The sequence below is a fragment of the Pseudomonas sp. E141 genome, assembly GCF_052659885.1.
In genome coordinates, this window is sequence record NZ_CP084024.1 from 162364 (window position 1) to 176236 (window position 13873).

Consider the following 13873-nt stretch of genomic DNA (forward strand, 5'->3'; position numbering starts at 1 on the left):
GGGATATCAATCCAACTCAGCGCCAGCGGCGGAAAATCAACGAGGTGTTGACCCCACCAAAAGCGAAGTTGTTGTTCATCACGTACTCGTTGCTCATCGACCTGAACTCATTGCACAGGTAGTCGAGCTTGCCGCACTGGGGATCGACCTCATCGAGGTTGAAGGTGTGCACGTAGAGATCGCGGTTCATCATTTCGATGCTGAACCACGATTCCAGCGCACCGCAGGCGCCGAGGGTATGACCGAGAAAGCTTTTCTGCGAACTGATGGGCATGTGCTCGCCAAACAGGCTGCTGGTGGCCAGGGTTTCGGCGATGTCGCCCTGTTCGGTGGCGGTGCCGTGGCCGTTGACGTAGCCGATGGCGGCAGGTTCCAGGCCCGCATCTTCCAGGGCCAGTTCCATGGCCCGGCGCATGGTGCTCAGTTCGGGACGGGTAGCGTGCTGACCGTCGGCGTTGCTGCCGAAGCCGACGATTTCGGCATGGATTCGCGCTCCTCGGGCCAGGGCGTGCTCCAGTTCTTCGAGTACCAGCATGCCGGCGCCTTCACCGATCACCAGGCCATCGCGGTCCTTGTCATAGGGCCGTGGGCTGGTCTGCGGGGCGTCGTTTTTCAGGCTGGTGGCGTACAGCGCATCGAAGACCATCGCTTCGGTCGGGCAGAGCTCTTCCGCGCCGCCGGCGAGCATCAGCGGTAGGCGACCGAACTTGATTGCCTCATAGGCATAGCCGATGCCATGGCTGCCGCTGGTGCAGGCGCTGGAGGTGGGGATCAGCCGTCCGGTAAGCCCGAAGAAGATACTGATATTGGCCGCCGTGGTGTGGGGCATCATCCGTACATAGGAGTTGGCGTTCAACCCTTCGGCCACGCTGTTGAGCAGCATGTTGCCGAACGCCTTGATCTCGTCGGTACTGCCGGTTGACGAACCACAGGAGACGCCCATGCGCCCGTCCTTGATCGACTCATCGCCCAACAGTCCCGCATCGGCCAGGGCCTGTTCGGCGGCGCCGACGGCCAGGCGCGATACCCGGCCCATGCTGCGCAGTTGCTTGCGCGTCCAGTGGGTCGGAACCTGGAAATCATCGACAGGCCCGGCCAGGCGTGTGTTCAGCTCGGTGAAGCGGTCCCATTCATCCATGCGTCGTATGCCGCTGCGGTTGGCGGCGAAGTTGGCGGCGATGGTTTCCCAGTCGCTGCCCAGAGAGGTGATGCCGGCCATGCCGGTAACGACGACGCGCTTCATCAGCACAGGCCTCCGTTGACGGCCAGGACCTGCCGGGTGATGTAGCCGGCCTCGGCGGACATCAGGAAATTCACCGCGCTCGCGACTTCTTCCGGGGTACCCATGCGCTGGGCGGGGATCATTTTCATCAGTTCTTCCACGGGCACGTTTTCATCGAGCATGGCGGTATCGATCAGTCCGGGCGCGACGCAATTGACAGTGATCTTGCGCTTGCCCAACTCGATTGCCAACGCCTTTGCCGCGCCGATCAGGCCGGCTTTCGACGCGCTGTAATTGACCTGGCCGCGATTGCCGATCAGCCCCGAAACGGAGGTGATGCAAACAATTCGTCCAGCGGCGCGCCGACGGATCATCGGCATCATCACCGGGTGCAGGACGTTGTAGAAACCGTCCAGGTTGGTCCGCATCACCACATCCCAGTCGTCCTCGCTCAAGGCCGGGAATGCGCCGTCGCGGGTCAGGCCGGCGTTGAGCACCACGCCGTAATAGGCGCCGTGGGTTTCAACATCCGCCTCGAGAATGGTTTTGCACGCGCTGCGGTCCGACACGTCGAATTGCAGCACCCGGGCATTGCGGCCCAGCGCCTGGATTTCGACCTGGACGGCCTCAGCCTCGGCGCGCCCGCTGCGGCAATGCAGCACGATGTCGTGCCCGGCCTGGGCCAGGCGCAGGGCGATGGCACGGCCGATGCCACGGCTGGAGCCGGTGACCAGTACGGATTCAGTCATGGCGTATTTCCTGTTGCGGACGGTTCATGAAGGTAGTGGGCTGGCTGAGGTGGCCGGAACACATTCAACCGGGCCATGGCATGAATGCCCGGGGCGTTGATGTGGCATTCGAACACGCCCATGCCGTTGTCGTCTTCCAGCGAGCGCAAACCGTGGATGGTCAATTCGGTCCCGGCCGGGAAAAATTCGACATTGCATTCGAACTTGCGGGTGCCGAGCAAAAAACCCAGCTCCACGGCGTCGCCGCGGCGGCGTGCATGACAACCGGCAAACGCGGCGACGCTCTGGGCCATCAATTCAATGCCGACCCAGGCCGGCAGCCCGCCGTCGTCGCGGCTGAACAACCCGCCGGGCTTGACGGTGGCGAGGGTGTGGATCTGCTCATCATCGAACGCCAGGACGCGGTCGATGAGAATCATATCGCCGGCGTGGGGCAGCAGTTCGGCGAGCGGCCAGTCAATCATGGGGCGTCTCCGATAATCAGGCTGACGTTGTTGCCGCCGAAGGCGAACGAGTTGCTCATCAGGCGGCGCGGTGATGTCGGGTTCAGGCGGGTGTCGGTAGTGACCCACTTCAATGCCGGCAGTGCAGGATCGGCCTGGCCGTCCCAGACATGCGGCGGCAAGGCCTGGGCGGTGTTTTGCGTACTCAGGCTCAACCAGCAGAACGCCGCTTCCAGCGCCCCGGCGGCCCCGAGGGTATGGCCGGTCATGGGCTTGGTCGACGAACAGGGCACGCCCGCTGGAAACAGCCCGGCCACTGCCTGGCTTTCCATGGCGTCGTTGTGTTGCGTGGCGGTGCCGTGCAGGTTCAGGTAATCGATCTGGCCGGGTTGCAGGCCGGCGCGACGCAAGGCTTTTTCCATGGCCTGGCGAGCGCCGCGACCACTGGGCTCCGGCGCTGAAATATGGTGGGCATCGGAGCTGGCGCCGTCACCCAGCAAGGCGATCGGTGCCGGATGTTCCGGCGTCCTGCTCATGAGAAACAGCACCGCGGCCTCGCCGATGTTGATGCCGCTGCGGTTGACCGAAAACGGATTACAGCGCTCCCCCGATACCGCTTCCAGGGCCGAAAAGCCGTTGAGGGTCAGTTTGCACAGGCTGTCCACGCCGCCGCAGAGCACCGCATCGCACAGGCCCAGGTCGAGCAGGCGTCGGGCGCTCATCAAGGCCCGGGCGCTGGATGTGCAGGCGGTGGATATCACATAGGACGGGCCGCTCAGCTCCAGCCAGTCGCAAAGGAAGTTGGCCGGTGCGCTCAGCTCCTGTTGCTGGTAGTCGTAGCCGTCGGGGAAGTGCTGCTCACGCAGGTAATGGGCAATGCCCTGACTGGCTTCTTCGATGCCCGAGGTACTGGTGCCCAGCACGACACCGATGCGAGCGCGACCGTAGGTCTGGATGGCCTGATCGATCTCATCGCGAATCTGCAGCCCCGCTTCGAGCAGCAACTGATTGTTGCGGCTGCGGTGCGCGATCAAGGATTGCGGTATGCAAGCGAGTTCACCGGGCACCGAGGCCACCGGCAATTTACGTTCGGCCACCCAGCCATCCTGCACGCGCACGCCGCCGCAGTCGCCGGCAAACAGGTTGCGCGCCACTTCATCTTTACCCCGGCCCAGGGCGCAAATTACCCCCAGGGCATTCAAATAAGCGGTCATGGGGTACTCTCGGTCAACGGCATGATGCGGTAGTGCGGGCCTTCGTGCAGGCCCAGTTCAAAATCCAGCGGTTGCTTGTAGCGCACTTGCCAGCGTTGGCCCAGGGTTCGTTGCCGAACCTCTTGCCGGGCGGTGGGGTAGTTGCCCGGCAGCTCGGTTTCAGGCGTCAGGGCAAACAACAGCGCGGCGAAAAGCTCACGGGCTTCGGCATTGGGTGGCAGCAGTCCGTCGGCTTGCCACTGGCCGTCCACCAGGCGTTGGCGGGCCAGTGGAATGCCCAGCGGGTCCATCATCGACCAGCGGATACCGGCGCCTTCGCGCTGGATCACCAGCAGCCAATCCTGGCGCTGTCCGGCCAGTTGCCGCTCGATATGCAACTGCAGCGGCAGTGCCAGGGTTGGTGTGCGTTCCGGCAACGGCGCCTGACTGGCGCAGGCACCGAGCAACAGCAAGCAGCCAAAAAGCAGCGCACGAATCATTCGACAGTCCCTTCTACGGGTTTACGGGCCACTACATTGATCAGGGTTTCCTCCCGCTCGCCAAAGGGCCGCGGGCGGCGCAGGCCGAAGCGTTCGAGAAGGCCGAAATCCCTGGCGCGGCTCCACCACAGATAGGGATACGAGACGTTGGCGGCTTCGAACTGGAAACCCTGATCGCGGATCATCTCCAGGTACTGCGCGGCACTTTTTTGCACGTGCATGGGATGACGGAACAGCCAGCGGATCACCCAGGTATCGATGTAGGCCGCCGTGGACTCCGCGAACATCAGATAGCCGCCGGGCTTGAGCACGCGATAGAACTCGGCGAGGGCTTTTTCCTGCTCCACCAGGTGATGAAAGGTTTGATGGCAGAACAGCAGGTCGACGCTGTCATCAGGCACCGTCAACGTCGCGCAATCGCTGCCGACCAGTTCCACGGCCATGCCATGGCGTGCAGCTTCCGCAAGACTCAGGTCCAGGCTGTGAGGGTCGGCGTCGACGCCGATCAGGCGTTGTGGCGCGAACACCTGGCGCAAGTATTGGAACGACTTGCCCTGGCCGCAACCGGCATCGAGCAGCACCGGAGCCACCGGCAACGGGCCGCTGAAAAGGTTGCGCAGGTCATTGATCGCCACCCGCAAGACATGGTGCTGCCAGGTGTGGCTGCGCAGGAACCAGAAGCCGAAGCGAGTCTCTTCGACGTAGTTGTCGCTCAGGTAGCTCATGGCTGCTTTCTCATGGTGCCGGGCTCGCACAGATTTGCGACAGCATGCGCAGGCGCCGCTTGGGTTCGCTGACGAACGGATTGCGCTCATCCCAGGCGTAACCGGCCAGGATCGCGCTGATCATGCGGCGAATGTCTGGCGAGCCGTCGGTGTAGAAAATCACGTCCTGGAAGGTGCCGGCGTACCAGCCCTCGACGTAGCAGCGGAAGGTGTCGACGCCACGTTTGAGTGGCTCGGCGAATTCGCTTTGCCAGTCCACGCTTTCTCCTTGCAACTGCCGATGCAGCACCCCAGCGGCCATGCTGGCCGAGCGCATGGCGATGGTCACGCCGGAAGAGAACACCGGGTCGAGGAACTCCGCGGCGTTGCCCAGCAGGGCGAAGCCTGGGCCATGCAGCGTTTTGACATTGGCCGAGTAGCCGCCGATGGTTCGCGCCGGGGTGTCCCATATCGCGTTGCTGAGTACACCGGCCAGGCTTGGTGTTTCGTCGATGAAGCCGCGCAGGCAAGCGTCAAGATCGTCAGTGCGACCGGCGAAATGCTCCGCCGCCGCGACCACGCCGACTGAACAGCGCCCGTCGCTGAACGGGATGGTCCAGAACCACACATCGCGTTGGGTCGGGTGCGTGGTGATAAGGATTTTTTCGCGGTCGAAGGTCGGGGCATCGATGCAGTCTTCGATGTGGGTGAACACCGCCTGGCGCAGCGGAAAGTTCGAGGGTGCCTCAAGGTCCAGCAGGCGTGGCAAGACCCGGCCATAGCCGCTGGCGTCGAGGACGAAATCGGCTTCGACGAGGTACGCGCTGCCGTCTTCACGCTGGACGCCCAGTTGTGGTTTGGCAAGTGAGAAGTCGGCGCCGGTGATGGCCTGTCCATAACGGATCTCGACACCTTGCAACGCCGCCTGATCGGCCAGCAGCTTGTCGAAGTCGGCGCGCTGCACCTGGAAGGTGGTGGGCTTGCCTTTGCTGAAGGTATCGCCGAAATCGAAGGCGCTGTAGCGCTCGCCCCAGGCGAACGCCGCGCCATTCTTGCGCTGAAACCCGGCGGCATTCACCGCCTCGAGCATGCCGGCCTCTTCGACGAAGTCCAGGCAATGGGACAACAGGCTTTCGCCGATGGAAAACCGTGGGAAATGCTGGCGCTCGATGACTAGCACATCGTGGCCCTTGCGCTTGAGCAGCGCGGCGGCGATAGCGCCAGAGGGACCTGCGCCGATGACGACGACCTGTCGACGTTCCATTTCAACTGTTGGCACTGGAGCTCCTGGCCGGGACGGCAATCGAGGGAATACGGTGGAAGCCGGCCAGGGCCGGCAGCAATGTCGCGATCAGGCCCATCAGCATCAGCGCAAAGTACACCGCCGGGCTGATGAGCTGTTGTTGTAGCAGCAGGTTGAGGAACACGATTTCACTCAAGCCGCGAATGTTCAGCAAGACACTTTCGCGCCAGCGACTGGCGCCAGGGAACGAGGCCCCGGCCCAGCCCAATCCCAGCCAGTTGCCCAGCAGTTTGCTGGCGATGGGTAACAGCAGCAATGCGCCGATCTGGAGCCAGTCGAGGCGACTCAGGGCGCTGTGGACGTTGATCTGCACGATGCCGAAGGTGAGGATCAGCGGGATCGCCAGGTAGGTCTGCAAACCTTGCATCCAGTTCGTGTTGAGCGGTAACACCAGCGGCACCTTGAGCGCGGCCATGCACAGCAGATAGCCGATGCCGACAATCAGCGCGTTGAGCCGGTAGTGTTCGGCCACCACCAGCAAGGCGAAAAAGATCCCGCTGTGCAGCAGCGGCTGGCGCAGGCCAAGCAGTCGCAACAGCAGCGGCACACAGGCACCGGCCAACGGCAGCAACAGGCTGGCCAGGTGCAGGCTGCCTTGGGCCAGGGCGAACAGGCTCCAGCAGATCAAGTCGATCAGAATCGCGGTTTGCACCAGGCGCCGTGTGGCGGCGGGCGGGTAGTCGATGTGACGCAGGTACAGGTACAGCACCGGAATGGCGGTGATCGCAAACAGCAGCCCCACCGCCAGGGAACTGATCCAGGGCTGGGGCGGCAGCAGCCAGAGCGCGGTCGCCAAACCGCAGGCGAATGGAACGCCGAAGCTGGGCAGGGCGACTTTCGCGCTCTGGCGGTCCAGCCGCAGGTCGATCACGTCGCTGAGGATGTGCCCCAGCAACAGGGCGAAGGCGAGGCTGTAGAGATTGCTCAGCCACACCGGCGCCACCAGTTGCGCGCCGTTGAGCTGCCAGCCTGGTTCGATCCAGAAGTACATCAGCAACGGCAGGCCAAGCGTCGCCAACAGCAATTGGCTGACAATCGGGATCAGCCCGACGCGACGGCCGATGACTGTCGCCACCGCGAACAGCCCCAGGGCCATAAGCCAGAACATCAGGATGATCACTGGGCCGGCTCCGTAACCGCTGCCGCGTGGGCCTGATGCCCGGCCCACGGCGCTAGCATGAAACTGAAGGCCAGCCCCAGGCTGACCGCCAGGCCGAAGTTGCTCACCGCCGGCGTGCTGGAAACTGCCAACAGGCCGAACGACAACCAGGTGGTGACTGCCGCCAGCAGGGTGCCCAGCAGGCTCACCGCGGCGCCGCCTATCTGTTCGCGCATCAGGATCGCGTAATCGACACCGATGGCGGTGACCAGCAACAGACCGAACAGACCGAACAGGGTCAGTGGCTGGCCCAGCCAGCCGAGGCTCGCCAGGCTGCACAGCGCCGCCAACAACGGCAGGGCGACGACGCGAAGGGCGCCGCCGACACCGAACGGCCAGGTCAATAACAGCAAGATGAGCACGCAGGAGGCCAGTTTCAATTCGGCGGCGCTGACTTGCGTGGCGGCAAAGACCCGGTTCAGGTCCCCCAGACGATCGACCAGTTGTACGCCGGGCAGATCCAGCGTCTGCACCCTGAGCAGCGCTGCATCATTCAAGCCTTGCAGGCTGACCACCGCCGCCACGCCCTCCGCCGTCGGGCCGAGCCAGAGTGTGCGGTACGGTTCGGCCAGGGGGCCGGCCAGTGCGGTATCGATGTCGGTCACCGGCAAGGCCTGCAATTGCGTCAGTTCGGCTTGCAGTGCGGCGACCGGCACTCCCAGGTCCAGCAGCGGTTGCCAGAACGCCGGCAACCGGGCCAGGGCGTCACGCACTTTCTGCTGTTCGGCGGGCGGGCTGACCAGTTGGTTCAGCGACAGGTAGCCCTCAAGCTTCTCCAGGCCAATCAACTGCTCCAGCCGCTCGTTGAGCACCGTTTGACGTTCCAGCAGGTGTGACTGGTTATCGGCGCGGATCAGGAAGAACTGGCTGGTGGGTTGGAAGCCGGTGATACGGGCGATGGCCTGGGCTTCGTCGGTCAACTGCTCAGGCGTGCCGATCCATTGGCGAATGTCGTTTTTCGTGGTCAGTTGCCAGAGGCCGCCGGCGCAGAAGATCAGCAAGAGCCCCAACAAGACCGGTGTTCGCACCCGCGCCAGCAGCGCTTCGCGCGCCCTGAGCAGGTGTTCGCACAGCCGCAGCGGCCACTGGGCCGGGTGTAAGTCCACGCCCTTGAGCAGTGCCGGCAAGAGGCAAACCGCTGTCAGGTAAGCACCGATCAAACCGGCGGCGGAAAAGATCGCGATCTGGGTCAGGGCCGGGAACGGCGTCCAGGCCAGGGCCAGGTAGCCGATGCAGGTGGTCGCCAGGCTCAGGCTCAGTCCCGGCAGGGTCAGGCGTAGGGCCGACCAACTGCGCCACGGTTTGAGGCTCCAGCTTTTGGACAGGTAGTGCAGCGGGTAATCCACCGCCACACCGATCAGGCTGGAACCCAGCACCAGGGTCATGACATGCATGCGACCGAACAGCGCCACGCAGGCCACCGCGCCGAACAGGATACCCACCAGTACCGGTACGAATGCCAGCCACGCTCGCAAGCGTCGGAAGGCCAGCAACAGCAACAGCAAAATGCCGATTGTCGCCCCGCCGCCCACCCAGGTGATTTCCCGCGAAGCCTGTTGTTGGCCACTGGCGGCGTACAGCAGGCCGCTGGCCGCCAGCAATTGCCCTTGGGTCTGGCCCGCCTGATCACGGCTGCGTTGCAGCAGATCGGCCACTTGCAGCGGCAGGTCCATGTCGAAGGCGTTGCCATGGGTGCGGGCGCGCAACAGCACCCAGTGTTTGCCGTCGGCTTCAGCGATCAGCGCGCCGCTGCCCACATCCAGCTGTATCGCACCGCGTTGGGGCTGGCTGTTCTGGATGCGCCCGGTCAGGCCCAGCCAGTCGTCCTGGCTCGGCACCAGGCTGAAGCCGCTGAACGGATCGAAGAGCGCCTGCACCCGTTGCTGAATGAAAGCCTGGGGCTGATCGATCAGTTGTTGCCGATCCGCGGCCGAGAGCATCGCCAGTCGCCCCTTGAGCAATTGCATGCGCAATGCCGGCAGATCGGTCTGCAACGTCCACTGGACCTTGTCGAACAAACCGCTGGCCTGCCATTGCTCGCCAAGGGTTTGCGCCAGGGCGATCGCCTGTTGGCGCTCGGTGTGCCCGACCAGTAGCAGCACCTCGCGGTTGAGGGGTTCTTGCATGCGTTGTTCGGCGATGAGTTCAAGCGCATCAGGAGCGGTACCGGGCACCAGCTCCATGAGGTTGGCCGACAGCGGCGCGCCATTGCGCCACTGCCAACCGGCCAGCGCCAGCACCGCCAACAGCAGAATCAGGAACAGTCGCGGCAGCTTGTGTTCACTCGGCAAAGTCATGTTGCTCCGCTTCGCTCAAGGCTTTCGCGCTGGTGCTGTCCTGCATGCGCAGCACGGTACGGTCACCCTGGGTTTCCAGCAGTTCGATACGCTGCACCAGTTCGCCGCCATCGATGTTGATCTGGTTGAAGATTTGTTTGAGCAGCACCGAGCGCGGGGTCAAGGTGAGCTTCCACTGCTGCGGTTGGCCCGACAGACTGAGGTCGAAGTCTCGTTGCAGGCCGCTGCTGTCGCCCTGTAACACCGCAAGGAACAACCGATTCTGCTCGGCGCCGGCACTCTTGTTCGGCAGTGTCTGCCAGGTGTCGCCATCGCGCCGGGCGATTCCCTGGGGGGTGATGCGGTAATCCTGCTGCAGCGGGGTTTGCAGCAGCCACAGCAGGCCATGGTTTTTTGCCAATACGAAACGGCCCTTGCTGGTGAGCGGCTGGGGTAGGGCGCGCAGGTGTTTTTCCTGGATGAACTGGCCGTGGATCACGTCCGGGCGCGCCAGTTGTTCGCTCAACTGTTGCAAGTCGAACGCCTGGGCAAAGGGCGCCAGGCCCCACAGCAGCAGCCAGATGAACAGGCGCTTCACGGTAATTTCCTTTCAACGGCTTGGACAAAGACCCGCGGCGAGGCCAACAGCATTTCGCGACTCGCGACGTCCACCGCCACTTGCACCGAGCTGGCGCGGGTCAGGCGCTCACCCGTGGCTGCGTCGCTGATCAGGTAATTGATCTTCAGGCGGCTCTCCCATTCCACCAGGCTGGCGCGCACGGTCAGGGTCTGACCGAACACGGCGCTGCGCACGTAGCGCAGTTGCAGGTCGATCACCGGCCACGCATAGCCGGATGCGAGCATGTCGTTGTAGTTGTGGCCGATCAGGTCGAGCAAGGCGCAGCGGGCCACTTCCAGGTACTTGACGTAATGACCGTGCCAGACCACGTTCATCGAATCGACATCGAAAAACGGCACCACGATCTGCGTTTCGACGTGCAACACCCCTTGGCTACGCATGCAGCCTCCAGTGTTGTTCGGCGATGCGTTGCAGGCACAGGCGCAATTCGCCTTCCAGGGCGCGATCCTCGATGACCGGCGGGAAATCCACGGCCAATTGTTCGTGCATGTCGGCCAAGGCCGACGGCAGCGGTCGGGCATCTTCGGCACGGCTGCGCAGCCACACGCCCTGGTTGGCGGCCAGCAGCGTCGCGGCGGCCACTTGTTCGGTCAGTTCCAGCACGCGGATCGCATCCCGGGCAGCGATGGTGCCCATGCTCACTTTGTCCTGGTTGTGGCATTCGGTGGAGCGCGAGAACACGCTGGCCGGCATGGTGTTTTTCAAGGCTTCGGCGGTCCAGGCGCTGGTGCCGATCTGCACCGCCTTGAAGCCATGGTTGAGCATCGCTCGCTCGGCGCTGGCGCCGGACAGGTTGCTCGGCAAGCCGTGGTTGTAGCGTTCGTCGACCAATAGCGCGAGCTGGCGGTCCAGCAGATCGGCGACGTTGGCCACCAGGTTCTTGAGGCTGTCCATGGCAAAGGCGATATGCCCGCCGTAGAAATGCCCGCCGTGCAGTACGCGCTCGGCTTCGGCGTCGATGATCGGATTGTCGTTGGCGCTGTTGAGCTCGATTTCGATGAATGAACGCAGCCAGTTCAGACTGTCGGCCAGCACGCCAAGCACGTGGGGGGCGCAGCGCAGGGAGTAGCGATCCTGCAGGCGATGCAGCGGCGCGGTGGGGGCGTCGATCGCCAGGTCCTTGCGCAGCCACGCGGCCACTTGCATTTGCCCCGGATGCGGCTTGGCGGCGAACAGGCGCTCGTCGAAGTGCTCCGGGTTGCCTTGCAGCGCGACCACGTTCAGCGCGGTGATGCGGGTTGCCAGTTGCAACAGGTAGTCGGCGCGGGCGAAGGCCAGGCAGGCCAGGCCGGTCATCACGGCGGTGCCGTTCATCAGCGCGAGGGCTTCCTTGGGCCGCAGCACCAACGGAGTCCAACCGAGTTCGCGGTGCACATCGGCGGCCAGGCGGCGTTCGCCAGCGAACATCACTTCCCGCTCGCCGGAGAGGGTGGCGGCGACGTAAGACAGGGGCGTCAGGTCCCCGCTGGCGCCCACCGAGCCTTCTTCCGGAATCAGCGGCAGAATGTCATGTTCGAGAAAGGCCTGGAGCCGCTCCAGCAGTTCCACGCGCACCCCGGACACGCCGTGGCACAGCGACTGCAAACGCGCGGCCAGCACGGCGCGGGTGGCCTGCGGGTCCAGCAGTTTGCCCAGGCCGCAACCGTGGAACGTATACAAGTGACGGGGCAGGGCCTCGACGTGGTGCAACGGCACGGCCACCACGCAGGAGTCGCCGTAACCGGTGGTCACGCCGTAGATCACGCCTTCCTTGTCCAGCAAAGAGTCGAGGAATTGCGCACCCTTGGCGATGCGCTGGCGGAATGCCGGATCATCCTGCAACCGCGTCTGCACCTGACGATTGGCCAGGGCCAGTACGTCCTCGATGCGCAAGGGGCGTTCGCCGAAGGTTACCGGCTCAAGAGTGGGCATCGTCATCGGTCTTCCAGAAAGGGTAAAAGTTGAACCACTGTTGCGGTGCCTGGAGGCAATAGTGCGCCAGGCGCTGGGCGTAGAGGCCGGCCCAATGGGTGATGACCTGCTCGCGGTCGCTGCGTTTCCACACCACGGCCTCGGCGAAGGGTTCGAGGGTGACCCGATAGCGTCCCTCGTGCTTGAGGCACATCAGCAGGTTGATCGGGCATTTGAGAAGCCCGGCCAGCAGCCAGGGCCCTTGGGGAAATGCCGCCGGGCGACCCATGAAGTCCACGGTCACAGTGCGTGCGCCGTGCAGCGGTATGCGGTCGCCGGCTATTGCCAGCCACTCGCCGCGTTCCAGGCGTTCGCTCAGTTGCAGCATGATCACCGGGTCCAGCTCGCTGACCTGGATCAGCCGCAGATGCGTGGCGCCGGCTTCCCCCAGCAAACGATTGAACTGTTCGGCATGCTTGGTGTGCACCAGGACGTTCATGGTCACTTTCTCGCCCAGCTCGGCCAGGGCCCGGCACATTTCCAGGTTGCCCAGGTGTGCGCCCACCAGCATCTGCCCACGGCCGTCGCGCAAGTGATTGCGCAGCAATGCCGGATCGACGATTTCGATCTGTTCCAGGCTCAGCTTGCCGTTCCAGACGTCGAGCTTGTCCAGCAGGGAGTCGGCAAACGCCATGAACTGCCCGAACACTCGCCAATGGCTTGGGCGCAGCTCGGTGCGGCCGCTCCAGTCGGCCAGGCGCTGCTGGTATTGCCAGGCTGCCTGCCGGGCGCTGCGGCCGAAAATGAAGAAGTACAGGACGATGCCGTAGAGCAACGGGCTCAATAAGCGGCGGCCCAACACCTTGGCGGCGAACGCGGTGAGTTTCATCAGCCAGAAACTGCCGCGCTCCTGGCGGTCGGCCCAGTGCTGCTTGTCTGTCTCAAGGCTCATGTTCGCCACCGTCGCCAGAGAATCAGGGGGGAGCGCACCAGCATGCCGAAGAACAACCGGGTGTGCATGCTGGAAATCAGTACGTTGTCGTGGAACAGGCGAAAGTGCGAAACCCCGTCCAAGGGGTAGTGAACCCGGGTACGCAACCAGCGCATCGGTTGATTGCGCCAGGCCAGGCGCACCAGGATGTCGGAGTCGAAATCCATGCGCTTGCCAATGTTCGCCGAATTGATCAGCGTCAGGACCGGTGGCAGGGGGTAGACCCGAAACCCGCACATCGAGTCGCGGATTTGCAGGGACAGGCTGTTGATCCAGACCATGACATGCGTCAGGTAGCGTGCATACAAGCGGCCTTTGGGCACACTCTCATCGTATTGGGGATAACCGCAGATCACCGCCTCCGGGTGAGCGCGGGATTGCTCGATGAAGTTCCTTACGTCGCCAAGATCGTGTTGCCCGTCGGCATCGACCTGCAGGGCGTGGCTGAAGCCCAGGCGCGACGCTTCCCGCAGACCGGTCATCACCGCGCCACCCTTGCCTTGATTGACCGCCAGCCTGACCAGATGAACCTGCTCGCCCTCGGCCAGCTGCTCCAATACCGCCGCGCAGGCCGGGCTGCTGGCGTCGTCCACCAGCACGCAGGGCAAGCCGTTGGCGAGCAGCGCTTGCACCACGGTCGCGACGGCGGTTTCGTGGTTGTAGACCGGGATGACGGCGCAGGGGTTATGCATGGTTTGCGCCTTCCACCGATCCATTGTGAACAGGGCGCTTATTGTGGCGAGGGAGCTTGCTCCCGCTCGAGTGCGCAGCACTCGCCCGGCGATTTGAAACGCTTGGGGCTG

Annotated in this window: 14 protein-coding genes; all 14 read right to left on the minus strand. The window is 63.8% G+C overall.

From position 1 onward, the window contains the following. Positions 1-16 precede the first annotated feature (16 nt). The 14 genes from GKKCFE_RS00690 to GKKCFE_RS00755 are packed head-to-tail and all read right to left on the minus strand — an operon-like array spanning position 17 to position 13762. Positions 17-1243 (minus strand): beta-ketoacyl-ACP synthase, encoded by a 1227-nt coding sequence (locus tag GKKCFE_RS00690; RefSeq protein WP_047225953.1) that lies wholly within the window; start codon positions 1241-1243, stop codon positions 17-19. Further along, positions 1243-1971 carry a 3-ketoacyl-ACP reductase FabG2 gene (locus tag GKKCFE_RS00695; protein ID WP_092452529.1) on the minus strand — a complete coding sequence of 243 codons (729 nt, stop codon included), beginning with the start codon at positions 1969-1971 and terminating at the stop codon, positions 1243-1245. Before GKKCFE_RS00695 ends, GKKCFE_RS00690 begins: the two co-directional genes overlap by 1 nt. Further along, on the minus strand, positions 1968-2435 hold the full coding sequence (locus tag GKKCFE_RS00700; RefSeq protein ID WP_047225951.1) for a hotdog family protein: 468 nt from the start codon (positions 2433-2435) through the stop codon (positions 1968-1970). Before GKKCFE_RS00700 ends, GKKCFE_RS00695 begins: the two co-directional genes overlap by 4 nt. Beyond that, entirely contained in the window at positions 2432-3628 is a 1197-nt protein-coding gene (locus tag GKKCFE_RS00705; protein ID WP_445577371.1) for a beta-ketoacyl-[acyl-carrier-protein] synthase family protein, read from the minus strand. The genes GKKCFE_RS00700 and GKKCFE_RS00705 overlap by 4 nt, the downstream gene beginning before the upstream one ends. Continuing rightward, entirely contained in the window at positions 3625-4107 is a 483-nt protein-coding gene (locus GKKCFE_RS00710; protein WP_445577372.1) for a DUF3261 domain-containing protein, read from the minus strand. The genes GKKCFE_RS00705 and GKKCFE_RS00710 overlap by 4 nt, the downstream gene beginning before the upstream one ends. Further along, positions 4104-4832: a class I SAM-dependent methyltransferase gene (locus tag GKKCFE_RS00715; protein ID WP_445577373.1), complete on the minus strand. Its 729-nt coding sequence runs from the start codon at positions 4830-4832 to the stop codon at positions 4104-4106. Before GKKCFE_RS00715 ends, GKKCFE_RS00710 begins: the two co-directional genes overlap by 4 nt. A gap of 10 nt (positions 4833-4842) precedes the next feature. Beyond that, the gene (locus GKKCFE_RS00720) at positions 4843-6090 is read right to left on the minus strand and encodes an NAD(P)/FAD-dependent oxidoreductase (RefSeq protein ID WP_188252178.1); all 1248 of its coding nucleotides are present in this window, start codon (positions 6088-6090) and stop codon (positions 4843-4845) included. Continuing rightward, positions 6077-7234, minus strand: a complete 1158-nt coding sequence (locus tag GKKCFE_RS00725) for a sodium:proton antiporter (protein ID WP_445577374.1) — start codon at positions 7232-7234, stop codon at positions 6077-6079. Before GKKCFE_RS00725 ends, GKKCFE_RS00720 begins: the two co-directional genes overlap by 14 nt. Beyond that, positions 7231-9570 (minus strand): MMPL family transporter, encoded by a 2340-nt coding sequence (locus GKKCFE_RS00730; RefSeq protein WP_188252180.1) that lies wholly within the window; start codon positions 9568-9570, stop codon positions 7231-7233. Before GKKCFE_RS00730 ends, GKKCFE_RS00725 begins: the two co-directional genes overlap by 4 nt. After that, entirely contained in the window at positions 9554-10147 is a 594-nt protein-coding gene (locus GKKCFE_RS00735; protein WP_139048617.1) for an outer membrane lipoprotein carrier protein LolA, read from the minus strand. The genes GKKCFE_RS00730 and GKKCFE_RS00735 overlap by 17 nt, the downstream gene beginning before the upstream one ends. After that, on the minus strand, positions 10144-10569 hold the full coding sequence (locus GKKCFE_RS00740) for an acyl-CoA thioesterase (protein ID WP_188252181.1): 426 nt from the start codon (positions 10567-10569) through the stop codon (positions 10144-10146). The genes GKKCFE_RS00735 and GKKCFE_RS00740 overlap by 4 nt, the downstream gene beginning before the upstream one ends. Continuing rightward, a complete protein-coding gene (locus GKKCFE_RS00745; protein ID WP_445577375.1) occupies positions 10562-12106 on the minus strand; it encodes an HAL/PAL/TAL family ammonia-lyase in 1545 nt (514 codons plus the stop codon). The genes GKKCFE_RS00740 and GKKCFE_RS00745 overlap by 8 nt, the downstream gene beginning before the upstream one ends. Beyond that, a complete protein-coding gene (locus tag GKKCFE_RS00750; protein WP_047225941.1) occupies positions 12087-13031 on the minus strand; it encodes an LpxL/LpxP family acyltransferase in 945 nt (314 codons plus the stop codon). Before GKKCFE_RS00750 ends, GKKCFE_RS00745 begins: the two co-directional genes overlap by 20 nt. Continuing rightward, positions 13028-13762 carry a glycosyltransferase family 2 protein gene (locus GKKCFE_RS00755; RefSeq protein WP_047225940.1) on the minus strand — a complete coding sequence of 245 codons (735 nt, stop codon included), beginning with the start codon at positions 13760-13762 and terminating at the stop codon, positions 13028-13030. The genes GKKCFE_RS00750 and GKKCFE_RS00755 overlap by 4 nt, the downstream gene beginning before the upstream one ends. Positions 13763-13873 lie beyond the last annotated feature (111 nt).